At 35.9% G+C, this 25,927-nt stretch carries 23 protein-coding genes; 9 read left to right on the top strand and 14 right to left on the bottom strand.

Features of this window, described 5'->3' with window-relative positions; all coding sequences use genetic code 11:
- Positions 1-19: 19 nt before the first annotated feature.
- Complete coding sequence (locus DYR29_RS17855; protein WP_213277916.1) at positions 20-832, bottom strand: M48 family metallopeptidase; 813 nt, start codon at positions 830-832, stop codon at positions 20-22.
- A 110-nt stretch (positions 833-942) separates the two neighbouring features.
- Between DYR29_RS17855 and recJ the strand changes: the two genes are divergently transcribed.
- The 7 genes from recJ (at position 943) to DYR29_RS17820 (ending at position 10,573) form a co-directional block, all read left to right on the top strand.
- Positions 943-2,655, top strand: coding sequence for a single-stranded-DNA-specific exonuclease RecJ (gene recJ / locus DYR29_RS17850; RefSeq protein ID WP_213277915.1), 1,713 nt, complete (start codon positions 943-945; stop codon positions 2,653-2,655).
- 126 nt (positions 2,656-2,781) lie between these two features.
- Entirely contained in the window at positions 2,782-3,366 is a 585-nt protein-coding gene (gene nadD / locus DYR29_RS17845; protein WP_213277914.1) for a nicotinate (nicotinamide) nucleotide adenylyltransferase, read from the top strand.
- A 3-nt stretch (positions 3,367-3,369) separates the two neighbouring features.
- A complete protein-coding gene (locus DYR29_RS17840) occupies positions 3,370-4,173 on the top strand; it encodes a hypothetical protein (RefSeq protein ID WP_213277913.1) in 804 nt (267 codons plus the stop codon).
- A 6-nt stretch (positions 4,174-4,179) separates the two neighbouring features.
- Positions 4,180-4,518 carry a DUF3817 domain-containing protein gene (locus DYR29_RS17835; protein ID WP_213277912.1) on the top strand — a complete coding sequence of 113 codons (339 nt, stop codon included), beginning with the start codon at positions 4,180-4,182 and terminating at the stop codon, positions 4,516-4,518.
- Between the two features lie 538 nt (positions 4,519-5,056).
- Positions 5,057-7,324, top strand: coding sequence for an outer membrane beta-barrel family protein (locus DYR29_RS17830; RefSeq protein WP_213277911.1), 2,268 nt, complete (start codon positions 5,057-5,059; stop codon positions 7,322-7,324).
- Between the two features lie 45 nt (positions 7,325-7,369).
- Positions 7,370-9,628, top strand: coding sequence for a TonB-dependent receptor domain-containing protein (locus DYR29_RS17825; RefSeq protein ID WP_213277910.1), 2,259 nt, complete (start codon positions 7,370-7,372; stop codon positions 9,626-9,628).
- A gap of 84 nt (positions 9,629-9,712) precedes the next feature.
- Complete coding sequence (locus tag DYR29_RS17820; protein ID WP_213277909.1) at positions 9,713-10,573, top strand: alpha/beta hydrolase; 861 nt, start codon at positions 9,713-9,715, stop codon at positions 10,571-10,573.
- A gap of 49 nt (positions 10,574-10,622) precedes the next feature.
- On the opposite strand, the gene DYR29_RS17815 is transcribed toward DYR29_RS17820, so the two are convergent.
- The 10 genes from DYR29_RS17815 to DYR29_RS17770 all read right to left on the bottom strand — a co-directional run bounded on the left by DYR29_RS17815 (position 10,623) and on the right by DYR29_RS17770 (position 20,693).
- Entirely contained in the window at positions 10,623-12,377 is a 1,755-nt protein-coding gene (locus tag DYR29_RS17815) for a discoidin domain-containing protein (RefSeq protein WP_213277908.1), read from the bottom strand.
- Between the two features lie 27 nt (positions 12,378-12,404).
- Entirely contained in the window at positions 12,405-13,430 is a 1,026-nt protein-coding gene (locus DYR29_RS17810) for a hypothetical protein (protein WP_213277907.1), read from the bottom strand.
- Positions 13,431-13,439: 9 nt separating this feature from the next.
- On the bottom strand, positions 13,440-14,966 hold the full coding sequence (locus tag DYR29_RS17805) for an NAD(P)/FAD-dependent oxidoreductase (protein WP_249413532.1): 1,527 nt from the start codon (positions 14,964-14,966) through the stop codon (positions 13,440-13,442).
- A gap of 37 nt (positions 14,967-15,003) precedes the next feature.
- The gene (locus tag DYR29_RS17800; protein WP_213277905.1) at positions 15,004-16,518 is read right to left on the bottom strand and encodes a polyamine aminopropyltransferase; all 1,515 of its coding nucleotides are present in this window, start codon (positions 16,516-16,518) and stop codon (positions 15,004-15,006) included.
- Positions 16,511-16,726 carry a DUF350 domain-containing protein gene (locus DYR29_RS17795; RefSeq protein ID WP_213277904.1) on the bottom strand — a complete coding sequence of 72 codons (216 nt, stop codon included), beginning with the start codon at positions 16,724-16,726 and terminating at the stop codon, positions 16,511-16,513. Before DYR29_RS17795 ends, DYR29_RS17800 begins: the two co-directional genes overlap by 8 nt.
- Positions 16,727-16,739: 13 nt before the next feature.
- Positions 16,740-16,934, bottom strand: coding sequence for a hypothetical protein (locus tag DYR29_RS17790; protein WP_213277903.1), 195 nt, complete (start codon positions 16,932-16,934; stop codon positions 16,740-16,742).
- Entirely contained in the window at positions 16,931-18,388 is a 1,458-nt protein-coding gene (locus DYR29_RS17785) for a DUF4178 domain-containing protein (RefSeq protein ID WP_213277902.1), read from the bottom strand. The genes DYR29_RS17790 and DYR29_RS17785 overlap by 4 nt, the downstream gene beginning before the upstream one ends.
- 2 nt (positions 18,389-18,390) lie before the next feature.
- The gene (locus DYR29_RS17780; protein ID WP_213277901.1) at positions 18,391-18,750 is read right to left on the bottom strand and encodes an S-adenosylmethionine decarboxylase family protein; all 360 of its coding nucleotides are present in this window, start codon (positions 18,748-18,750) and stop codon (positions 18,391-18,393) included.
- 20 nt (positions 18,751-18,770) lie between these two features.
- Positions 18,771-19,694 carry a citrulline utilization hydrolase CtlX gene (gene ctlX, locus DYR29_RS17775; protein WP_213277900.1) on the bottom strand — a complete coding sequence of 308 codons (924 nt, stop codon included), beginning with the start codon at positions 19,692-19,694 and terminating at the stop codon, positions 18,771-18,773.
- Positions 19,695-19,778: 84 nt separating this feature from the next.
- Positions 19,779-20,693 carry a dimethylarginine dimethylaminohydrolase family protein gene (locus DYR29_RS17770; RefSeq protein ID WP_047422426.1) on the bottom strand — a complete coding sequence of 305 codons (915 nt, stop codon included), beginning with the start codon at positions 20,691-20,693 and terminating at the stop codon, positions 19,779-19,781.
- A gap of 290 nt (positions 20,694-20,983) precedes the next feature.
- On the opposite strand from DYR29_RS17770, the gene DYR29_RS17765 reads away from it, so the two are divergent.
- Positions 20,984-21,148: a hypothetical protein gene (locus DYR29_RS17765; RefSeq protein WP_156121012.1), complete on the top strand. Its 165-nt coding sequence runs from the start codon at positions 20,984-20,986 to the stop codon at positions 21,146-21,148.
- Positions 21,149-21,183: 35 nt separating this feature from the next.
- On the opposite strand, the gene DYR29_RS17760 is transcribed toward DYR29_RS17765, so the two are convergent.
- The 3 genes from DYR29_RS17760 to DYR29_RS17750 form a co-directional block, all read right to left on the bottom strand.
- Positions 21,184-23,358 carry a TonB-dependent receptor domain-containing protein gene (locus tag DYR29_RS17760; RefSeq protein ID WP_213277899.1) on the bottom strand — a complete coding sequence of 725 codons (2,175 nt, stop codon included), beginning with the start codon at positions 23,356-23,358 and terminating at the stop codon, positions 21,184-21,186.
- Positions 23,359-23,438: 80 nt separating this feature from the next.
- Positions 23,439-24,500, bottom strand: coding sequence for a helix-turn-helix domain-containing protein (locus tag DYR29_RS17755; RefSeq protein ID WP_213277898.1), 1,062 nt, complete (start codon positions 24,498-24,500; stop codon positions 23,439-23,441).
- 154 nt (positions 24,501-24,654) lie between these two features.
- Positions 24,655-25,032, bottom strand: a complete 378-nt coding sequence (locus DYR29_RS17750; protein WP_213277897.1) for a winged helix-turn-helix transcriptional regulator — start codon at positions 25,030-25,032, stop codon at positions 24,655-24,657.
- A gap of 76 nt (positions 25,033-25,108) precedes the next feature.
- Here DYR29_RS17750 and DYR29_RS17745 point away from each other — a divergent pair, with 76 nt between their 5' ends.
- On the top strand, positions 25,109-25,927 hold the full coding sequence (locus DYR29_RS17745; RefSeq protein WP_213277896.1) for an alpha/beta hydrolase: 819 nt from the start codon (positions 25,109-25,111) through the stop codon (positions 25,925-25,927).

Raw genomic sequence — 25,927 nt, 5'->3', positions numbered from 1 at the left:
CCTATTTTAATCGTCTAAATTATTTTATCAACTTTGTTTTGGGTAAAGTTACCGTTCCCGGATCTTTCCATAACCCGTCCTTCTCAGCTCGTTTTTTAATAGATTCTGCCCTTTTGTTACTGTCAGGGTGAGAATTGAACATTTTTTCAAAGTTCGTTTGTGTACTTCCTTCTGAGAGCAGCGCTAACTTTTTGAAAGCTGTATAAGCCCCTACAACATCATATTTATTAGCTTTCATAAAATCATATGAGTAAGTATCTGCCTCTGATTCCTGTTTTTTGCTGTGTGAAGCATCCAAAAATGCATTAGCCATCTTTCCTACCTGACTTTCATTAAGAGTAGCTACAGCAGAAGAAGCCGATGATGCAGCATCTAGTGCCGCCGCTTTCAGATAAGCAGATTTCATTGCATCTTTTGTATCCTGATTTTTCACGTGCCCAATCTCATGCCCGATAACCGCTAGCAATTCATTGTCCGTCATGATATCCATCAGAGAAGAGAATACGCGTACACTTCCGTCCGCGCAGGCAAACGCATTGATATCTTTAACTTTATAAACTTTATAATTCAAATTCAGACCGTCCTGAGATTTGTGCTTTCCAAACAGTTTGTTCAGTCTCACAGTGTATGGGTCTTTAGGTCCTGCTACAGCATTATTTTTATCCATCCAGTCTACTGACTCTTTGGATAATTTAACCGCATCTTCGTTCGTAAATGTTAGAGCTTTTGCACCATTTGAAACCATTCCGGCAGCTTTCCCGAGGTTAATTTTTTGTGCATTAATCGAATACATAGCCCCAAATAACATAAGGCATAGAGTAATTTTTTTCATAGTCATTTAAAATTTTGGAGCACGAAGATAGCCTTTTTTTAACAATTATTAAGTCGAAACTTCGTTCCAGTTCTTTCTGGAATGCTATTTTTTTTCCTTATTTTTGTGAAATGAGTCAAAAATGGATTTATAAGCCTGAACCCGATGAGGAAGTTGTGGACAGACTAAGTTCGTCACTTGGTTTTGGTACTTTTGAATCTAAAATCCTCGTTTTAAGAGGGATTGACAATTATCAAAAGGCCAGAGAATTCTTCAAACCAAACCTTAACGATATACACAATCCGTTTTTAATGGCAGATATGCAAAAAGCTGTAGAGCGTATTGCAACGGCTATTGAAAATGGTGAAAAAATATTGGTCTATGGTGACTATGATGTGGACGGAACCACAGCGGTTGCTCTGATGTACCTTTATCTCAGCAAAATTGTTGAGAAAAAATATCTGGACTATTATATTCCTGACAGAAATTCTGAAGGATATGGAATTTCTACTGAAGGAATTGATTTTGCCAAAGAAAATGGATTTTCATTAATCATTGCTCTGGATTGCGGAATAAAGGCTATTGATATGATCAACTATGCCAAAAATCTGGAAATAGATTTTATTATCTGTGATCATCACCTTCCAGGTGAAGAAATTCCTGATGCTGCGGCCGTACTTGACCCTAAAAGAACTGACTGCCGATATCCTTTCAAAGAACTTTCGGGATGTGGCGTAGGCTTTAAGCTTTGCCAGGGATTAAATACAATTTATAAATTACCGGAAGCGGAATTATTTGAACTTACTGATCTTCTGGCCATTTCTATTGCTGCCGATATTGTTTCCATGACAGGTGAAAACAGAGTACTGGCTAAAATGGGATTGAAAACCCTTAGAAAAACCAGAAATCTGGGATTAAGATTGCTGATTCCTGAGGATAAGCTTTCTCATTTTGAAATTTCAAATATTGTTTTTGAAATAGCTCCTAAAATTAATGCAGCCGGAAGAATCTCCCATGGTAAAGCGGCCGTAGAACTTATGGTTTCTGACAATCTGAAACACGCCAACCAGATTGTAGGTGATATCATGAACCTCAACGACGAAAGAAGAGAGCTGGATATGAATTCTACTCTTTCTGCATTGAACCAAATTATAGAATCTCAGCAGGAAACCAAGCACACAACCATTGTTTATCATCCTGAATGGAATAAAGGAGTAATTGGAATTGTAGCTTCCCGACTTATTGAAACATATTATAAACCTACCCTGGTATTTACTGATGGTAATAACGGGGAAATGGTAGCTTCTGCAAGATCTGTTTCTGACTTCGATGTGCATGAAGCTCTTGATATGTGTTCTGAATATTTTCTTAAGTTTGGGGGCCATCATGCGGCAGCCGGACTTTCTATGGAGAAAGACAAATTTGATGCTTTCAAGGAAAGGTTTGAAAAAATTGTTTCTGAAAAAATCAAAGACCATCAAAAAGAACCTTCCATTGCCATTGATACTGAAATTACAGTTGATGAAATCAACAGAGAGTTTATCAATTTCCACAGAAAACTGGCTCCATTCGGGCCTCACAATATGAAACCTATCTTTACATTGACCAACCAGAAATTGTCAGGTTATGTGAAAACGATGGGGAAAGATAATAATCATCTGAAGTTTTATATCAAGCAGGAATCTACAGGACGAAATATTGAATGTGTAGGATTCAAGCTAGGACCATTTGTTGAAGATTTTAAAAATAAAAATTTCGACCTTGCTTTTACCCTTGAAGAAAATCACTGGAAAGGCAATGTCACTCATTATCTAAATATTAAGGATGTGAAATTCAGGGATTGATAGGAGTTGCAGGATTTAGTTTGCAGGTAATAGAAATCAACTATCCCTTGTAAATCTTAAAAAGAATCCTGATATCAATATTTAGATACTGTTACCTATCACCCGCTACCTACTATCTAACAAAAAATGAAAAAAATCGGTTTATTTTTCGGATCATTCAATCCAATTCATATCGGACATCTTATTCTGGCGAATTATATTCTGGAAAATTCTGATATGGATGAGCTTTGGTTTGTAGTGAGCCCACAAAATCCGTTTAAAGACAAAAAATCTTTACTGAATGACCATAACAGATTGGATATGGTACAGCTGGCAGTAAAAAATTACCCCAATATGAGAGCTTCCAATGTGGAATTCTCTCTTCCGAAACCAAGTTACACAATTGATACTCTTACCTATCTTCATGAAAAATATCCTGAATATTCTTTCAGCCTGATTATGGGAGAAGATAATCTGAAGAGTCTTCATAAATGGAAAAATTCTGATATCCTGATCAAAAATCATCATATCATTGTTTATCCAAGGGTATTTGAGGGAGAAAAGAAAGATTCTGACTATTTACAGCATGAAAATATTTCTCTGATCAAGGCGCCGGTTATAGAACTTTCTGCCACTGAAATCCGTACTATGATTAAAGATGGTAAAAATGTAAGGCCTATGCTGCCACCTGAAGTTTTTGAATATTTGGATGGTAGTAATTTTTATCAATAAGCAATGAAATTATATTTATTCTTATTCTCTGTTTTTTTGCAAAGCTGTTTTTATGCTCAGGAATCAACAACCTTAAAAAGTGACTCTCTTAAAGAATTACAAAAAATTGCTCTTGCTGAAAGGATAAACTATAATAAAAAGCGCTGCAGCGAAGATTCAATCAGAGCTGTAAAATCTTCGGAAATTCAAAATAAATATTTTATCAATATTGCTGCTCCCTCTGGTGATAAGTTTTTGCCAGGAGAAGAACTCAGAATGATTTTAAAAAAGCATAATATCATTTGGGGCGGAGAATGGATGGGCAGTGATATGGGCGGTTATTCAGGTGAATGTTATTATTCTGTAATGACTGAGTTGACTGAAAAAAAGTTTGGTAAAGATTTTATTGACGGTCTCGTTAAAGAATCTGTAGCTATGTATGTAAAAAAACACCCTGATAAAATCTTTGATAACGATGAGCATTGTGAATGGACTTATAAAGGTAAATATCTCAGTTATACAGATGATAATGATCAGTTAAATAAAGATTTCTTCCATAGTTTCACCTATCCGGAAGGTTATGAAAATTACAATCCTTCTTTTCAAAAATATCGTTCAAGCACCGTGGTTACGCTTACATTAGATCAAAAAGGAAAGGTTTTGAAGCATCAATTTAGTCATCGTATTTATAATGATCACAATTTGAAATATATCTCTTATTTCGAAAAGGAGATCAATAAGTTTATAAAATACACTAAATTTGAGCCTGTAAAATACAGTGGATATCCGGTAAAAAGCGAAACTTCCTTTTTTATCTACTATAAATAATGATTCATGAACTTCATCGAAAAATTTTTCTCAAAATATTCTCAGGAAAAAATCATCAAATGGTTTAAACAGATTTGTGTTGCAGAAGCTGTTTCATGTCTTTTACTGTACTGTGTTGCGATGATCTGGATCCGATATGATGAAAATTTATATTCTATTATCTTCATCAGCGTTATCGGCAGTTTACACGGATTATTTTTTACGCTTTACCTTATACTCTGCCTTCCTGCAAGAAAAATTTATCATTGGGATGATGAAGATTTTGTTTTTGCCTTATTATCGGCATTCTTCCCCTTTGCAACGGTTTGGGTAGACAAGAAATTAGCCCGATTCGACAGAGAATAAAATAAAAATATTGTATAAAAAAGGACCTGTTCGGTCCTTTTAATTTTTATAGTTATAACCGGTCTTTCTTACATATTCTTTGCTAGGTTTGAGTTTTCGGAAGATCTACTACACTGACTGTAGATCTGTTATTGCAGGGACCATCATTATGTTGGCCCTATCTAATTCCGTTGGTAGCGACCAAAGCCCTTGATGCATTTACATATCTGGATTTCGTTACTTTTATATGGTAAAATTTTCTTTTACCGCAGCACAATAATAATCATTGTTATTTTTTCTCATTTCTCGTCAAATATTTTTTCAAATTTCAACCTATTTAATTTTATCATGTAACAAAATTGAACTTTAAATTGTCTAATTAAGTAACAAAGTCATTGAAGCTTAAAATTGATGTAAAATTTTAGTTACTGACAATCAATTACTTAAATAATAATTAAAAACATTTTAAGTACTTTGCATTGCATGATACTAAATTTATTATATATCTTTGCAATGTAAAATAACAAACCATACAAGCTATTAATTAAAAAATAATATCATGAAAACTCAAATTCTTATTGCAGCACTCTTTTTCGGTGGACTTGTAACTGCAGCTGCCCAGCAGAAAAAAGACAGTTTGAAAGTAAATGCTATTGATGCAGTGAATATCAAGAAGCAGGTTTTCAAAAAACAGGGAGACCGTTTAGTGTACGATGTAGCTTCTTCATCTATTGCTAAAGGAACGAACACCTTTAATCTTTTGAAACAAACTCCCATGATTTCCAGCATAGACGGAAAAACACTGAAGATTTTGGGAAAAAATGATGCGGTGATCTACATCAACAATAAGAAAACAAATATGGATTCTGAGGCACTGATTGAAATGCTGAAGTCTACTCCATCCGAGGATATCCAGAAAATTGAAGTGATTACGGTTCCCGGAAGTGAATTCCAGGTTGAATCCAAAGAAGGGGTGATTAATATTGTCATGAAAAAAAGCAAGAACAACGGTTACAACGGAACGTTGAAAATGCAGAATGAGCAGGCTTATTACAATAATCCTAATGCAGGAGCTTCTTTTAACTTCAGACAGGGAAAATGGTCCGGTAATTCAAATTTCAGAACAGGAAGCTGGACAGACAGACAAAGATATACGCTCTCTAACGGAGATCCTACTTTCAGAAATGAATCATATGGGTTTAATGATGATCCTAATAAAAATTTTGGCGGAGGATTTAATGTTGATTATGAAATCAATAAAAAACATAGTCTTGGCTTTTCCTACAACATGAGATATAATAAAAGCTTCAATTCTGTACTGGATATTACCAACTGGCAAAATGGGGTTTTAAATAACAGAACGATTAATAATGAAGATGCTCAAACCAGAAATCATTCATTCAATTTAAATTATGAAATGAAAACAGATTCTCTGGGAAGCAAGCTTACCTCAAACATTTCTTACCTGTGGTTCAACAGAGATAAAGTAAGTTTTAACGAAAGTCTTCCTTTAACAAATGACACCATCAACAAGTATTCGGCCCTTCATCAATCAGTACCCCAGATCATTAACAATTATGCCGCTAATATCGATTATCTGAAAAAAACAGCTAAAGGTGCAACATGGTTAATGGGAATCAGCTACAACCATACGAACACGGATAATGACACCAAACAAGACAAATTAATAGGCAGTGATTTTGTGATAGATCCCAAACAAACCAATCACTTCATTTATAAAGAAAATATTTTAGGTATTTACCTGAACTATGAACGTAAACTGACTGAGAAAATATCCGGAAAAATAGGAGCCCGATATGAAATGACCAGAAGTACCGGAGAAATTCTTGAAAAAACAGGGTTTGAAAGAAATTATAACAATCTCTTACCTTATCTGAATTTAAATTATGCCATCAATTCTGATCACAACCTGAGCTATACTTTCTCGAGCAGAATCCGAAGACCAAGATTCTGGGAACTGAACCCATCCAGAACTTACTTCACTCCTACGAATTATACACAGAACAATCCGTTTGTTCTTGCTTCAAAATTTTATAATCAGGAGCTGAACTATATGTACAAAAATGCATTCTACGCTAATCTTAGCTTTAATATGGTGGAAGATGCCTCTGCTTCTGATATGCTTCCGTTACAAGGGACTTTAACAGCTCCTGAAAAGGATAAAAATGGAAATATTCTCTATGATCCAGATGGAAATATGATCATGCAAACAACAAGATTCCTAAGATATATAAGAACCAATTACGGTAAAAACAGAGAACTCGCTCTTACGCTGGGAATGAATAAATCATGGTTTAAAGACATATGGACAACCAACTATTCTGTCAATTTGGGCTATGTTACCTACAAAGGCGGAGTATGGGAAGACCCGACATCTCAGCTAGGCCAGTATGAATCCGAGTCACTGGATCCTTATATCATTGATGTAAAAAACTACAATATGTCTGCAACTATCAATAACATTATCAGACTTTCATCCAAGAAAGACTGGTTTTTAGGAGTCAATTACTTCTTTGCAAGCCAGACAGCGATGGAAGGTGGTATGATAGGCGCAAGACAAAGCTTCGATCTCAGTCTGAAAAAAATTGCAGGCGACTGGACTATCGTAGCGGAAGTAAGCGATTTATTTAACCAAAGCTTTTACAGGATTAAGGGAGTACAGCCTAACGGAAAATATAACAATATCACCAATTTCAACTATCCAAGACTGATGAGCATCGGGGTTACTTACAATTTCGGAAATCAGAAACTGAAAAAAGCAAGGGAAATGAAATCAGCTAATGATGCTGTAAAATCAAGAACCTAATCTATAAAACTTATATCACTAAACCACTCTTAAATAAAAAACAACATGAAACGTATAATTTTGTCAATGGCTATCGTATTCGGTACTTGTGCATTTGCCCAGGAGAAGAAATCTGATACGGCAAAAACAAAAAATATAGAAGGAGTTACCATTACAAAACAGGTTTTCAAAAAGCAAAGTGACCGTTTTGTATATGATGTGGCAGCATCTCCTGTAGCTAAAGGAAATACCACTTTCGACCTTCTGAAGCAGACTCCCCTATTATCTTCCACAGATGATAAAACATTAAAAATCGCCGGAAAGAATAATGCCCTGATCTATATCAACGGAAGAAAAAGCAATATGGACTCTGAGTCCCTGGCACAGTTCCTGAAAAATACTCCGGCTGAAAACATTCAGAAAATTGAAGTTATTACCGTTCCGGGAAGTGAATTCCAGGTTGAATCATCAGACGGGATCATCAATATCGTTTTAAAGAAAAAAATGAGTGACGGTCTCAACGGAAATATGAGGATGTCTAATACAACCAGTAAATACAACGGAAGCCAGGCCAGCTTCTCTGCCAACTACAGAAAAGGTAAACTGGGAGTGAGCGCCAATCTTAGCGGTGGTGAAAATATAGAGGCACAAACTTACACATTAAGAAATGGAACAGCCAAAACATCTAACGAATCTACGGGAGATATTGATGATCCGAACAAAAACATCGGAGGCTATCTGAATATTGACTATCAGCTGAATGATAAAAGCAATCTGGCCTTATCATGGAATACCTGGGCCAATAAAAGCTATAACTCAACGGTAGACTTGTTCAATACCATAAAAAAAGCAAGTACAGAAAAACCGGAATATACCTGGTCCAAAAACAAAGAAGATGCAAGATCTTATAACAATTCCGTGAATTTAAATTATGAATTAAAAACGGATTCATTAGGCAGTAAACTGAATGTAAATGCAGCTTATCTTAACTACAGAAGATTTCAGTACACGGATAACAAAACCTTCGCATCAGATATTGACAAAGTTGTAGGATCAAGAACAAGACAAGTCATTCAGGACCTTCCACAGATCATCAATAACTTCTCCGGAATGGTGGATTACAATCAGAAATTTAAAAATGACCTGACAATTTCCGTAGGAGGAAACTATAACAAAACCAAAACAGACAACGATTCTAAAAACATAACATATTCTTTTGATCCCATAGAGGCTCCGGACTCAAGGCCCAATCATTTTATCTACGATGAAAACATCTACGGAATGTATGTAACTGTTGAAAAGAAGATCTCGGATAAAATTTCCGGAAAAGTGGGAGCAAGATATGAGATCACCAACAGTCTTGGAACTTCTGACAATGCACCTACAGACGAACTTAAAAGGATTGAAAGGAATTACAGTAATATTCTTCCTTATCTGAGTTTCAACTATGCAATTAATGATAAAAACAATATTTCCTATTCCTTTTCAAGCAGAATGAGAAGACCGAGCTTCTGGGAAATCAATCCGGTAAGAAACATTCTTACAGATGATAATTATACTCAAAATAACCCATTTGTAAAGGCTTCATCTACCTATAATCAGGAGCTGACTTATATGTACAAAAATTCATACTTCCTGATTTTAAATCATTCCTATATTCAGGATGCTATAACCCAGGTTCCGCTTCAGGGTTATCCGGTATCACCTGACGGTAAAGTAGGAGAAAATCCTGTTCTTAGATATATAAGAACCAATTTTGGAAATAAACAGGAAATGTCTGCCATGATAGGTATTCAGAAGTCGTTCTTCAAACAGTACTGGACAACCAACTTCAATATCGGAGTACAGCATAACATTAACAATGGAAGCCTTGATATTGATCCTACAACAGGAGACCGATTCAGAAATCAGGATGGTAAAGATATAGTATACACCAACAAAACAAATTCTACAAGTCTTTTGATCCAGACCAACAACACGATCCGTCTTGACAAAAAGAAAACATGGTTCTTTGGTGTTAATTATTTCTTCGTAGACAAGCAGCAGATCGAACTTGGATTACTAAAAGGTTTAATGAGCTTAGACCTCAGCATCAAGAAAATGTGGAACGACTGGACTTTTGCAGTAAACGTGAATGACATCCTTAATACCAATATCGTTAAAATTGAGGACTTCCAGGAGAACGGCAATTATAATTACATCCACCAAAACCGTTACAACAGAAACGTAATGGTAAGTCTTACCTATAATTTCGGAAACCAGAAAGTGAAAAAAGTACGAGACATCGAAGGTGCATCAGATGCCATCAAAAGCAGAACAAGATAAAAGATTATCTTTCTTCATATTCAATTAATTATTCTTTACAGTATCCGCTGATTCTTTTCAGCGGATTTTTTATATTTAATTGCTATGAAAAAAAACATATATATTATTTCGGTTTGCTTAATCATGTTTTTTCTATGGACTGGCTGTAAAGAGAAAAAGATAGAACTGGGCAAAGATATAAGCTTTGATAAAGAAGAAAATATTCATTATGGAAATAGCCCGGAACAGATTATGGATCTGTATGTTCCCAACAAAAAAGATCAGGGCAAAAAAGATGTATTTATCATGATTCATGGTGGAGGCTGGCGCAGTGGAAATAAATCACAATTGACTTTCTTCACACTTTCTATGATGCAGAAATTCCCTGATCATATTTTCGTCAATATGAACTATAGACTGACATCGGCTACTCAATTTGGACTTCCAAACCAAACTGATGATATTAAAAAAGTAACTGAACTATTAAAAAATAAACTGGGCTACAACCCCAGCCTGATTTTATTAGGAAACAGCGCCGGCGGGCATTTGTCTATGCTATATGCTTATCAATCTGATACTGATAAAAAAGTAAAAGCCGTGATTAATATTGTTGGTCCAGCAGATCTCTCAGATCCTGGTTTCAAAAACTACCCGGAATACTCTTTTGTGGAAAAACGACTTGTTGATCCCCGTGTACAGAAATCGGGAATATCACTAATAGATTTCGCAAGTCCTGTAAAATGGATAAAAGAAAACTCCCCTCCTACTTTATCTTATTATGGAAACTCGGATCGTGTCATACCCTCTACTCAAGCAAAAATCTTAGATTCAATTTTAAATAAAAACCATGTTATCTATGAGTCTTATCAGTTCAATGGTGGACATCTGGATTGGGATAAGCAGCCCAATGATAAGCTTCTGATCAATAAAATTGAAACTTTTCTTAAAAAAACAGACAAAAAATAACACGTTCTGATATTTCAAAACGTGTCATTTTTTTATAATTTAATTGTATTTATTCAGACTTTGCAACGGCTGTTCTTTCCGAAACTCCATTGGCATTGAAAGCTTCAATCTGGAAATAGTAAGCATCTGTTCTGTCTGCTCCTGTAAAGAAATATTCATTCTTACCGTATACCATAATGCTTCCGTACAGTTTATCAGGAGATTTTCCAAAATAGATTACGTAACCGTCTGCATCAGGATTCTGCTGCCATTTCATCCAGATGCTTCTTCTTTCACCATATTTCTTAGGGTCAGCTCTTAAAGGTACAAACCCTTCTACTTTTGCAGGCTGCTTCCCGGCACCTTTTCCGAATACCCTGAAACCACTCAATGCAAATTTTCCTGTAGGCATTTTCAGATTTTCCATTTTCAGGAAACGGGCTTTTGCGGGCTGCTCCAGTTCTACATAATCATGAGGAACATCTTTTGTATTTTTACTTTTATCTACAATCACATTCCACTTTTTCCCGTCATTGGAACCGTAGATTTTGTATTGATGCATTTTCCCTAAAGTTTTCCCCATAAACTCTGCATCCTGATCCGCATAATTGATCTGAATAGCATTGATGGTAGAAACCTCACCAAGATCTGTCTGAAACCATTCTCCGGAATTTCCCGTTTTGGCACTCCAGTATGTTTTGATATCTTCATCTACAGCATAATTAGGCTGATATCCACCTAAAGTAGATGAAACCTGAACCGGTTTGTTATAATTCAACAGCATCCATCCGGCAAAAAGACCTTTTGTAAAATCTTTTCCCTGTGCATACTGCGGAAGGTATGTAGGATAATCACCATAAGCCGTATTACAGTACATTACATCATCCTTATCAAAACCTGCCGGCCAGATTCCCAGTCTTCTTTCAAAATTATTTTTAGTAGAAATAAAGATGGTTGAAATGTGCCACCAGTTTTTATAATTGTCTTCAAAAGTAGCTCCGTGGCCAGCACCTCTGGCAAAGCCTCCCGGTTTATAGGAAAACGGATTATGCTGCTGGTATTCGAAGCCTTCCAAAGGATTTTTACTCACATATACTCCATCAGAATATCCACTGAATTCTGTTGCCGGAGCACCATACTGCATATAATATTTTCCATTATGCTTCGTCATCCACGCTCCTTCTACAAAAGGCTGAAGAAAAACATTATCATTGTATTCCCCAAACCTTTCCCAGCCATGATCTTCTGGTTTTAGTTTAATAATAGGTTTTACAAAACCTTCGGATTGAAGATTCTTCACTTTGACTTCTGTTCCCAGCAGCGGCCACTCATTGCTGGAGCCCCAATACAGATATAATTTATTTTTATCTTCATCATAATGGAATGCAGGATCCCATGCCCCCACTTTTAAAGTATCCACAGCAATTTTCCAGTCATCTTTCGTGGGATTGGTGCTTTTCCAGATCGGAAAATCCTGTTCCCAGGTAGAACCATAGACATACAGAGTGTCTTTCATAGCCCAGACAGCGGGAGCATTAAGGTCATGGGTATATTTATTGTCTCTGAGAAATTTCCTTTTGACAAACTTCCAATCCAGCATATCATCACTGTACCAGTATCCTTCCTGATTTGTAGAAAAAAGAAACAGTTTATTTTTAAAATTAACAATCACCGGATCTGCCGTAGCACGGTGTTTCCCTTGTTTTGAAAAAACTTCGAAAGGAGTATACCCATAATCAATATTGATCGGATTACAGAATGTCTTCTGCTGTGCTCCTACAATGATTCCGAGAAAAATTGCTAAGGACAGAAAATATTGTCTCATTTTTAGATTTTAAAGATTGCCGCAAAGTTAGCTAACTTTTTTTGGTTTTCTCCAAATAAAGCCATCCAGCAGATAATGAGTAAGCTGAGGCACGACTAATAACGGCACCAGAAACTGGAACCATTTTTCTGAGAGCATCACATTCAGGGAAAAATGCTCATTCCAAACCAGCGTTTCCCATAAGAATTCTTCTACAAAGGCAAATCCTAAAATAATGCTCACAAATAAAAATATTCCTGAAAAAGATTTAAAAATCTGCATCCCATTCAATTTATTATTTTCCTTTTGATGTATTTCCCTGATATAAATCAATGCGATATAAGGAATCCCATGGGAAACCACATTCAGAAAAGTAAAAAGAAGATCATTGTTGAAATACACTATTCCAAAATACCAGGAAAGAAAAGTTCCCGAGATCAGTGCTGTTTTGGGAATATTAATTCTTTTGGTTTTAAAAGCTTCAAAAGCAGTTTTAACAATCCAGATAATCAGAATGCTAAAATATATGACTGTGAGTAAATGAGTATAATCCGGAAGATTTTTAAGCCAGTCAAATTCATTATTAACAAACCAGGTAAAAGCACGCGGTGTACTGAACCAGTATAACATAGGATAGATTGTTGCGGAATAAACAGCCACCTCATCTATTTTCTTGCTCCAATTATTCGGTTCAAAACGGGCATAGATTCTCATAAATCCGTACTGCTGCCGTATAAAATGAAAAACGGCAACCAGTGCCAGTACCGACCAGAATGTCAGACTCCCGAATTGGAACAGGGCAATTCCCAATATCCAGCTTACAGCAGGAATACCGAGATAAAGCAGCTTATTCTTCTGTACTTCTCCTTTTACAAAATAGGTTTTGAACAGTGTAGAATACACGTGAGCCACATCTACAAAAACAATCAGAAAAAGCCATGTGTAAAAGGAATAATGATTTTCCAGCCCCTGAATCTGTTTCTGAAAAAGAAAGATAATCAGCAATACCACAAAAGGCGGTGATAAGATAAACCACCAGTCTGTTTTTGCATTATGTATCCAGGGCTGTTTCATTGTATTATTTTAAATCATTCTTTCTGCAGTCCGGATTCCCTGATAGAAAGCTTCTTCAAAAATAGATATTCCTGAAATATCGGAATGAGCAAAGAAAATTTTATCTTCAATAGGTTCTTTTGCTGTTTTGGTTTTTTCTCCAAAAATCTGATCAGGAACCGGAGCAATCATGGCATGTCCTATTTTATGAAACTGCATTTCCAGAATAAAATCCTCTATCAAAGGATGTGCTTTCTTCAGATCCTCCAAAACTAAAGTTTTCAGTTCAGCATCTTTCATAGCATACAGTTTTTTCCTTGCTTTCCTACAATCTCCGGTTGAAAAACTCTTATAATGGGTAATCACTTTTTCACCCATAATCTGATTCAGATTCTGATGCTGATCAAAAATATACCCCAATCCCGAAGATCCATAAATCACATTATCCCAGGCCAACTCTTCATCCCCTCCGAATTCATTCTTCAGGGTAATGGTTGTTAAAAGCCAGGGAACATAGTTGAATGAAGCCGCTTTCTGATGATTAAAAATCCTTTCGTTTACAAACTGCGGTGATGCAAACAGTACTTTATCTGCAATGATTTTCTTTGTTTTTTTCTGAGTGTTATCAAAACTAAGAACTTCAACTTTATCATTAATTTTCACATCAAAAACCAGATTTCCGGACCTATGCTTTCCTTCTGTATATTTTGAAAAATGTTTTGCCAATCTTGCATTTCCTTCAGGCCATGTGAAGACCTGATCTTTATATTTCGTACTCCAATTGTTTTTTCTTCCTGCAAAATAATGAATTCCTGCCCATGCAGAAACGTAATCTATTCCTAATCCGAAGTCATCTCTGCAGGAATAATCCAGCAGCCAAAGGAGTTCTTCGGAGTGATAATTATTTTCTTTGAGCCAGTCTTTAAAAATGACCTTTTCAAGCTTCAAAACCTCATCATCTTTGCTAGAATCATGTACAGGAATAGCAAACCAATATTTTCCTTCTGCATCTTTCTTTAAACGAAATTCGTCCATCAACTTAAAAAAACGGTTAAGCTCTTGCTGGATTTCTGCTGAAATTCCTCTTTGTGGAACAATATCGTTCTGCCAGGAGTTTTTATAGAACAGTCTTTCCTGCTGTGGGAAAGTCATTTGGTATTCATCAAGGATTGGTTCTCCGCTATCCTCAATTCCTAAACAGATTCCGCATTCTTTCAGGAATTCGATGATTTCTATATTCTCTTTGTTCGGCAACGGTAAATAATGGGCTCCTAACGGAAATTTTGAAAATGAATTCTGGCCGTTGGAAGAATTTCCTCCCAGATGATTTTCCATTTCAAGGAGAAGATAATCCTGTTCATTATTCTGACTGAAAAACCTGCACGCTGAAAGACCGGAGATTCCACCTCCGACAATAAGATACTTAGTGTGGACAACTTCCGAAAACTGTGGAAAATCTTTTGCCCACAGCCGATGTCCGAGAACATGATTGGTTCCGGTGATCTTCAGCAGCAATGATTTTACTTTCTTTCCGCAATACTGCAAAAAGGGAAGCATAAGGCTACCTAAAAATATAGTTTTAAGAAAATCCTTTCTACTGTACTTTTCCCCACTCTTCATCAAAATAACGAACTAGTATCTGGTTATCCAGACGGTTAACTTCTACATCTTTCACCTTCATATCTTTATTGAAATAAGACATCTGTGAAAAATTATAATCATAGTATTTCAAACCGGGAAGTTTTCTGTAAATCCTGTTGTTGATGGGCTCAAATGAAGCCATAGAAAATCCCCATTCTCCGAAAGACGGAACATAGGTGTGATACGCTGCTGTGAAAGGAAAAATCTGATTGATCGTTTTTTCTATACACCAGAAAGATTTAGGCGCGAAATACGGAGAGGTGGTCTGAACCACAATCTTTGTATCAAGGGTAGTCAGTCTTTCCAATTCTTTATAAAACTGCAGGGAGTATAGTTTTCCTAAGCTGTAATTGGATGGATCCGGAAAGTCTATGATGATAACATCAAACTTTTTTTTGCTCTCCTTTACCCAAATGTAAGCGTCTTTATTAATGATCTCCACTTTCGGATTGGAAAAAGAATTCTGGTTCAGTCTTCGCATGGTTTCGTTGGTCTTGAAAAACTGAGTCATTTCTCCATCAAGATCTACCAGTGTGATTTTTTTAACGTCTTTATATTTTAACACTTCTCTCGCTGCAAAACCGTCGCCACCTCCCAGAATCAGAACGTTATCAATCTTTTTTGCCATAGACATCGCCGGATGTACTAAAGCTTCATGATAGCGGTATTCGTCAGTGGAAGAAAACTGTAAGTTATTATTCAAATACAAGCGAAATTCATGAGTATTTCTTGTTAAAACAATCCTTTGGTAAGGAGAGCTTTTGGTATAGACTACATTTTCACCATATAATTTTTCTTCAGAATAAGACAAAATAGTATCAGAGAAAATAAAAAGTCCTACCAATACAATAAATGCTGAAATTGATTTTACTTTTAATGAAAACGGTTTTGACAGTTCTCTTTTAAGGTAATAGCATAAGAATATAGCGATCGAAATATTAATGAGTCCGAAAAACAAAGGTGTCTTGACAATTCCCAGCTTCGGAATCAAAACCAGCGGAAATAGAATGGATGCCAGCAAAGCCCCGATATAATCGAAGGCAAAGACATTGGAAACTAAATCTTTAAACTGTACTCTATCTTTCAGAATATTCATTAAAAGCGGAATTTCCACTCCAACGAGACATCCTGTGAAAAAGACGAAAAGGTAGAGAACGCTTTCAAAATGTGCAAGTGTATTAAACAAAGTAAAGAGCACAACAGAGCTGATTCCGCCTACGATTCCTACCAGAATCTCAATCTCAATAAATTTATCGATCAGGTTCCCTTTGATGAATTTCGCAAAATAGGAACCTACTCCCATTGAAAATAAATACACCCCGATAATAAAGGAAAACTGCTTTACAGAGTCTCCTAAAAGATAGCTCGCCAGGGCTCCGGCCACCAGTTCATAAATCAATCCACATGTAGCAATGACGAATACTGAAAACAATAAAAGCAGCTCAAGAGGAATCCTCTTCTTATCCATGAATTGCAGCGCTTATAATCATTGAAATCCCGATAATAAATGCCGCGAAGACAATAGCAATTGCTATATTTTTGTTCTGGGCGATCTCATGCCATGTTTTTTCAGGAGTAATTTTTTCAATAATGAAATAACATGCAAGCAAAATGGCGATTCCTAAAAATGAATAAAGAACCGAGTTTAATATGGGTAAGAAATTGATGTTGTCCATAGTTTTTATATTTTTATTTGTGATAGTATCTGTAGAATCCTACTCTGGAATGGCTTCTTGTGGTTCCGTCGCGGTATGTTTCTGTCTTGGCACAGTCGCAGACCTGATTTCCCTGATAGGTAAGATATACAAACCAAGTCAGGCAGAATCCTCCGATCAGGCAGATTATCCAGTTTTGTCTTATGTAATTTAAAATATTAGTCATCATGATGTGGCATAAGGGGTATTTGAACTATTCTTCCATTTATTCACATTAAAGAAATGTCTTCCTATCCACATCGCTACAAAGAGAACAACCATTATGAATAAAATAAATCCGAAGTTCCAGAATGAAACGGGAAGCCAGGTTGCTTTGAGCTGTACATAGGTATTGCTTGAAATGGGGTCTGTAGTGAGTCTAAGTGCTTCAGTATTAATCAGGGAGTCCAGCTTTTGAGTTCCGAACGATGCTTTGGCAAGCCTGATTACTTCCGAGGTATCTTTTTCCAGCGTCTGTCCGTCTGTAAAAGTTTTGGTCTGCACCTTGAATATATCAGTAATCTCAATGATTCCTGATTTATCCCGTGATATCATGATCTTTGAATCAGGCGATGTAAGACCTGAAAATGAAGGTAAGCCTCCTTCTTTTTCGGCTGAAATAATGAAGTGATATTTTCCGGAGCCTACCCCACACAGATTAAAATCTTCGGACTGACTTCCTTCTGACCAGCTTTCTCCATCTTCGTAACCATGATATTGTTCGATATCTTTGGAAGTATAGATAATTTCATTGGTCTTTTCATTCACAAGACTCAACTGGATATTTGCCCAGGAATTATCAACTCCTGAAAATGCATTGACTTTTAACGGTGCTGAGCCTCCTGAGAGGGTGAAGCTTTTGCTGACCAATTCCTTATCTTTTACATCAGAAAAATTGATGGTTTCCGCAAAAACGGTTTCGTTAGTTCTTGATGCATAAACATACAGCTGAAGCAGGCATATCAATAACGCTGCTATACAAAAAATGTTTATCGCCTGTCTGATATCAAAATAATAAGGTTGAACAATCCCAATTCCTGTATAATAAGGCATATGAGCTATTTTGAAAGCTCTTTTAACCTCATGTTTTGAAATGTGAACTCCGTAGAAGTATTGATTTTTTTTACCCACCGTCTCCTGTGAGATCATACGGGTTCCGTTGACGTATTCCTGGTAAGTAGCAAGATTGAAATCCAGATGTTCATCAAAAAATCCGGCTGCCGCATCGATACTGCATGGAGTATTTTCATACCAGCGATAAGTTCGTCCGAGATAGGTTGGCAATTTTGAATTTTTACCTTTAAAATCATCAGGGTGCATTGAGGTCAGGAAAACCCAATGTCCGTCACTTTCACTCAGGAAAGCATCATTTCCTTTGCTGTCTTTTAAAGAATATTCCCGCCAGAAAATACTGTTTCCGTATCTTTTGACAGTAATTGCAACGACCGTATATTCTACACCGTTAATTTCTCCTTTCTGTCCGACATCCAAGACAACATTTTCTGTCGGTACTTTCAAATGTTTAGTCTTTTTATTTCCTGCTACATCAATGAGGTGAGAGCAGGTTTTACAAACATATTCCTCGATAGGAAAGGTGAGATCTAATGTATTTTCTGATTCGCATGCTGGGCAGACATAGTGCATTTTTATCTGTAAATTTTGTGTTTTTGAATGGTATTAGCTTTAAAATACTGAACCACCTCATCTGCAATCTGCTCTACTTTTGTGGTGTTGTCCTGTGTATAATTGCAAAGGAAAACATCAAAAGTAAGCTGTTTAAATTCCGGCCACGTGTGGATACAAAGGTGAGACTCTTTAAGGATTACTGCGGAAGTAAAACTGTCATTTTCAAAAATATGATTGGTTACTCCTACAATTTCTACCTCTTTGGTTTTCAGAATTTCTTCTGTAAACGCCAGAAAACCTTTGCTGTCTAATAACAAATCTTCTGACTCCGTTTCCAAAGTCAGAAGAATATGTAAACCTTTACTTGATAATGGGTTCAATTAATTTTTTCGTAAATATATTATTTTTTTGGAAGAAAAACCTCAGCAAGCATACATCTTGCACTTCCTCCTCCATTTACTTCAATTGTATTCAGGTCTGAATAGATAATTTCGCAGTATTTTTCAATAGCTGCAACTTGTTCTGTAGTTAAAGACTGGTAAGCAGTCTGGCTCATCACCAGGAATTTCTCACCATCCTTATTCTGAACCTGAAGCATATTTCCTGCAAACTGCTGCATCTGCTCTTCTGAAATTTCGATGATTTCTTTTCCGGAACCTTTAATAGTTTCCACTACTTTTTCTCTTTCCAATTCATCATCAATACAATCAAGACAGATTACAACAAATTTATCTGCCACACACATCATTACGTTGGTGTGATAGATTGGAAGCCTTTCTGTTCCTACTGTCTGAAATGAATGGAATACAACCGGAGTGAATCCGAATTTTGCACAGAATTCTCTGAACAGTTTTTCATCCAGTCTCAAAGAAACAGATCCGTAAGCAATTTTGTTATCGTGATCGAAAATCATACTTCCTGTTCCTTCCAGGAAATGTCCCTGAGTTTCAGGAAAAGACCAATCATCAATTTCTGTAACTTCAAAGCCCTGATCTTTGATGCTTTCAATAATATCATCTCTTCTTTCTACTCTTCTGTTGGAAGCGAACATCGGATATAAAACCACTTTTCCATCCTTGTGAAAACTTACCCAGTTATTTGGGAAAATAGAATCGGGAGTATGAGGATCTAATGTATCTTTTATAGTGATCACATTAATTCCTTTTCCTCTCAGCTTTCCAACAAAGGTATTGAACTCGGCCAAAGCTTTTGACTGGATATCAGAACCCGTCTGTTCTACCTGAAAATAATTGTTTTTTGCTGTCTCAGCGTTGTAACCGAATGCAATCGGTTCTATCATTAATACTGTATCTGTTGTTTGCATTGTTTTTGATTTAAAAAATTAAAAGATTGAAGATTGAAAGACTACAACTCTCCCACTCTCAAACCCTAAAACACTCCTACTCCATTATTCTCTCACAAGCGGCATTGTAGAACATCTCAACAAACCACCCATTTTAGAGATTTCTCTGTAAGGGATTTCTTCAACGGTCATTCCCCATACGTTTCTCAAATGGTCATTCATTCTTGTGAATGCTTTGTCTGAAACTACTACATCAGGAGCAATTGAGAAGATATTCGGGAACATTTCAAACATTTCTTCATCATTGATATGGAAGCAGTTTTCTTCTCCGAAAATATCGATGATTAAGCGGTAATCACTTTCATCTACAAATCCGTTTTTATAAATGATACATTTGTCTTCTCCTACGGGATTAAATGTACAGTCCAAATGCAGGATACCTTCAAACGGAACTTTATCGTTTTTCTTCAGTTCCAGGTCAATAATTCTTTTCTTTGGAAAATATTCTTTTAAGATTTCAATGGCATATTCGTTTGTTCTTGCCGTCTTATAGTTTCTGTAATCTTCACTGAAGCAGGTTCCTATAAAAAGGAAATCATTCCATACGATCACATCTCCTCCTTCAATATGAGCTGTTTCCGGAAGGTTGATGATCTTTCTCCATGCTACTTTCTCAAAAACGCTTTTGTATGCCTCCTGCTCGTCTGCTCTGTCCGCGATCACATTGGAAATGATCATCTTATCGTCAATCACAAAGGCTACATCTCTTGAGAAAACCTGGTTGTAATCTTTGATGATACTTGGACGCAGTACTTCAACGTCATACTTTTTTAAAACTGCTTCAAAAGCGTTCATTTCATTAATAATATCCTCTTCTTTAGGATAAATATTGTGTTCGATTGAGTAATATGACTTTGCGTCATAACTTTCCTCTAGTGTGGGAACTGCTCCCAATGAATTAGGCTGGCCTAGAACTACTGACTTCAGCCTACCCGTTTCGTTTTTAATGTTTAGTCTCATAAAGATTTATGCAATACTACAAATATAAGTAAAGGTCTCTACCTGTAAAACTTTTGGATTATTTTATGCATTAAATTTGATCTCTAAAATCAGCACCCTTCAACAAAATTTCCTTGTCTGTAAAGCCAACTGTAGTGAATAGCTCCAAAAACATCTACAACTTACTATTTTCCATCTACATAAGAACAAAAAAACAGATAATCATATTATTTAATTTCCTATATTAGTGATATAATTTTCGCGAAATTATATTTCTTAAAACTTAACTATTAACACCAAAAATCAAAGTCATGAACAAGAACAATCCGGTGCTGAAAAATGCACAAAAACTAGGAAGAGAGCAACAGAAATCCGTAATGGGAGGCGCACCAATCTCAACAGGCAGAAGATGCTGCGAGTGGGATGATGCAGGAAATTGTTATATCTGGACATGCGACAGATGTCAATGTCCATAATAAAAACGAAAGCCTGCTTTAAAAAGCAGGCTTTCTTATCTCGTTCTGTTTTCTTCTTCTGTCTTCTGGGTTTCTTTAACCTGATATTTTGAACTTCCTAGATTATAACTGAGAGAAAATACCAATCGGCGGCTATCCCACCAATGGGTAAAACGATTATCCATAATCTGCTTGTGCCGGAATTCCAATCGTTGCTCATAAGAATCCAAAAGATTATTAAAACCCAATTTAGTGTTCAGTTGGTTATCAAACCACGACTTTTGCACTGATACATCTACGGTATATCTTGGTTTGATAATGTAAAGACTATTTCCCGTTTTTGATTCATAGTTAGCAAATACGTTTACGGTAAATCCTTTTGGAAGGGAAAACACCTGGTTTAGCCTTACTTCAAAATTGTAAATTTTCAATGCAAAAACCTCATCCAGATAAGGCCTGAATTCATCATTATAATATCCCGTGATCTGGCTGGTAATATTCCACCATTTTGTAATTCGGATTGGAAAGCTGGTTTCCAAAACAGCAAAGTTCCTGTACGGAAGATTCGTTCCCAGATACTCCAATACATTCGTTTCCGGGTTGTACAATGGATAACGTGTCATCACATCTTTTTCTTTTCCAACTGTAAAGCTGGTGATCCAGTTTTTATATCGATAGGTTGCTTTTATCTGGCTTGTAAAGGAAGGAAGCAGATAAGGATTTCCTATCCAGTAATTTAACGGACTGAAATAAAACCGGAACGGATTAAGCTGAGAGAAAACCGGTCTCGTTATTTTCCTGCTGTAAGAAAGGGAAAACTCACTGGATTTATTAAAAGTATAATTTGCACTTAATGAAGGCAGCCATTTCAGATAATTTCTTGTAACAACGGAATCCACGGTAACTGCATTGGAAATACTGTTGGTATTTTCAAATCTTAATCCTGCATTGATCTGTAAGTTTCCTATTTTCTGTCTGTACGCCAGATAACCTGCCCAGATTTTTTCTTTATATGAAAACACATTACTTCTCGCAGGATCAAAGACAAATTGATTTCCGGCAGACAGTGTATCGTACCTGATGTTGTTTTGAGTATCTGAACTGCTGTATTTGACTCCTGCTTCAAGATCTGCATGATCAATTTTCTGTGAAGCATCTATCTGTGCAGTATAGATATTAATTTTATTAATCAAATCAGATTTCCAGTAAGACAGAAGATCAGTTGTAGTCTTATCTCTATTGATAAAATCATCATTCTGTTTATTTTTAACTGAAAGATAGTTCCCTAAAAAATTGATTTTAAATCCTTTGTTTTGAAAAGAATAATCGGTGGTAATTCCGTAATTATTCTGTGAATAACGGGTGGGATTTTCACTGGCGGTATTCAATATTGTCTGGGTTTCATTTTTATCGGTAGTAAAAAGAGAGCCGTCCCGTGTACGGTCATTATCCCTGAAATTACCTCTCAGATTGATCCCAAGCCTGTTTTTATCATTCATTCTGAAATCAGCTCCAGTCTGAATATTGTATACCTTTCCAAAATCTTCCTGATAGGTATGGGTACGCATAATATTGGTATTTGCCAACCGCTGCAACGCATGATAACGATAGGTAGAAATCCCTTCATTATAACCTGTCTGAAGAGTGTATGTCACTTTTTCCGTATGATAAGATGTATTGAATACATTTTCCTTGTAATTGAATTTATTGATATACACATTACCATTATAGCTTGCTTTCCAGCCGAGACTGATATTCTTTTTTAATTTAATATCAATGATCCCTTTAAATTCGGCATCGTATTTTGAAGACGGATTGGTATTCACTTCTACAGATTCCACCATATCCGGAGATAAAGACCGCAAATAGGTCTGCAATTCCTGATTGCTCATTACAACAGGTTTTCCATCAATAAGAACAGCCGGAGCAATTCTTCCACCAATAAAAATCCCGTCTTCCTGGTCTACTGTAACACCGGGTGTTTTTCTTAAAACATCAAGAAGATGGGTAGAGGTTTTAAAATCTCTGTTTCCGACAACAGATACAACCAGGTTTCCATCATTCAATTTCATCTTTCGCGGAGCTGATTGAAGAATGACTTCAGAAATATTTGTGGTGGAAGATCTTACCTGAGCCAGAGAATCCGAAACTTTACTTTTTACAATTTCCTGTGCTTTTCCAAAAATGGAGAGAAATAGCAGAAATAACAAAAGCCACAATTTGATGATCATAAATTTTAAATTTTATGAAATCAAAAGTATCGGCTTGTCGTAAAAAAGCGGTTTTGAAATTGAAATTCCGCAGTACTGAATTATAAATTTGAACTCTGAAACCTAGGCTCAGTAACGGTTTGAGACTGTTTATACAAAAGAGGGGTTGTATTTTTAATTTTCTTGAAAGTTGAAAAGAAAGTTGACTTGGAATTAAATCCTACTTCATAACCAATCTCCTCAATTTTTAAATAAGATCCGTTTTCTATCATTTCACAGGCTTCATTGATCCTGTATTCATTAATGCAGGTAGCAAAACTTTTCCCCAAATTATCATTCAGCAATTGGGAAAGCTGATGAGATGACATATTCATTCTTGAAGCGAGATCGCTCAGTTTTAAATTCGGATTTTTATAGAGTTCTTCCGTATCCATTAATCTTTCTAATCTTGATACAAAATTGTCCACCTGTTCTCCGGAAATTTTTTTATTGGAGTATTTTTCTGTTTCTTTTACCGGAAGCTGCTGATATTTTTTATTGAATAAGATTAAAAAGTTGGCATACAACACAAATGAAAACACCAGACTTCCTCCTGCACAGTATATCTGTACCCAACCCGTTGAAATCAACTGATACGTCAAAAAGATAATCACATTACTGATCAGTACCGGAAGAATAAATTTGTTCGGGCTCTTACGGTTTTGCTTTGAAAAGTTATAGTACTGGTAAACTGTAAGGAATACAAATATAGACCAAGCGGTATAAATAAATGTTCCAAAATAATGTTCCCATGTAACAGGGAAAAGCAGATATAATAAACCGACCGCTCCTAAAATCAGGGTTAGTATTCCAAACCATTTCTGACAGTTCTTCCAATCAAACTGGTCTTGCTGAAAGGAAGATTTCACATAGTAATATAGAGCCGGTCCGGTGAAAAATAAGGCTGAAAGCCCCAAATGAGGAATAATTCTCGGCAAGTCGGGATAAAAGTAAATACATACGGAAATTCCTACTCTTAAACTTAGCATGAGAAGAAGAAGACCAAGGAAAAAATCCGGCAGATACTTCAGTTTTTTAACAAACAACAGATAAATCCCCAGCAGAAGTCCGTTGAATGCTCCTACTGCACTGAAGAAAAATAACATCTGTTGTCCGAAAGTCATGATAATTAATTTATTCTTAAATAATGAAACATTTGATATCACAGTTTATTATAAAGTCTGGTTATTCAATCATTCAGTTCTGAGCATACCAATAATTTCATAAAAACAAAATTAACAAATTATTAGATTCAATTTCAGCAACATATATGTTTTTCTAAGAAATATTACAGATCATTATTTCTTTTCCATTCTCATATTCTTTCCCCCATTCACATAAGCTTTTCAGGATAGGGACAAGGTCTTCGCCTTTGTTTGTCAGTATATACTCAATTCCGGAAGGAATGGTATCAGGAATGTCTTTTTTAATGATAATCTTATGGGTTTCCAATTCCTTTAGCTGTCTCCCTAAAACCTGTTCAGAAATATTAGACAATTCTTTCTTCAAAAGATGAAACCTATTGTTTCCTTCCGAAATTGAATAAATAATCTGTGATTTCCAGCGCCCGCTGATAATGCTTACTGCGGAATTCAGTTCACAGATACCGAACAAAAACTGTTCGTTTGCCGCATTGGTAGAAGTTTCTTTTCTCATAATGATCACTCACAATTTTGTTCGTTATTGCAATCCACAGACATCTTGCAGAAATTTACCTTAAAATTACAAAATTATGTATACAAAAAACATCCTGTTGATTATTGGCCTTCTCATAAACCTGCAACTATTCAAAGCGCAGGAAAAATGGGTTCTAAAATCCAGATTTATATCAAAACCAGATACGGTACTGATTTTCAAACCTAAAACTTATGATATGAAAGAGAAATATCCATTAGTATATTTACTGCATGGGTACAGTGAAAATTATCGTCAATGGTCACAAACAACAGACCTTCAGAAATTTTCTGATCAATATAAAATGATTATTGTCTGCCCGGATGGGTTTACAACATGGTATATAAACAGCCCTTACGATAAAGGGTCAAGAGCTGAAGATTTCTTTTTTAAAGAGCTGATTCCCAAGGTTCATAAAAACTTCAGCATCGACAAAAAAAATATTTTTATCAGTGGATTGAGCATGGGAGGATATGGTGCTATCCGATATTTTTTGCTTCATCGGGATTATTTCAATACTGCCGGAAGTACGAGTGGTGCATTTTCGTTAGATCCTAATATTATCCGAAATGCAAGTTTACAGTTCTTTAATACAACAAGAATTACTGATGATCTGGGCAAAACATTAGGTTCACCGGAAGAATGGAGCCAATATAATATTTCAACGCTTTTAAAAGCTTATAATAAAGGAAATCCTTTTCTAATAGATTGCGGCACGGAAGATATACTTTATCCTTCCACGATTGAAATTAGAGATATTGCCGAAAGCCTGAAAATTCCCATTACATTTATTTCTCAACCGGGAAATCATAATACAGAATATTGGAAAAAATCCATTGAGCATCATTTTATTTTTTTCAGGCAACATTTAAAATAA

Source organism: Chryseobacterium indologenes, assembly GCF_018362995.1.
GTDB classification, from domain to species: domain Bacteria; phylum Bacteroidota; class Bacteroidia; order Flavobacteriales; family Weeksellaceae; genus Chryseobacterium; species Chryseobacterium indologenes_G.
The sequence above is the reverse complement of the archived record's forward strand: the minus strand, read 5'-3'. Positions and strand labels throughout refer to the sequence as shown.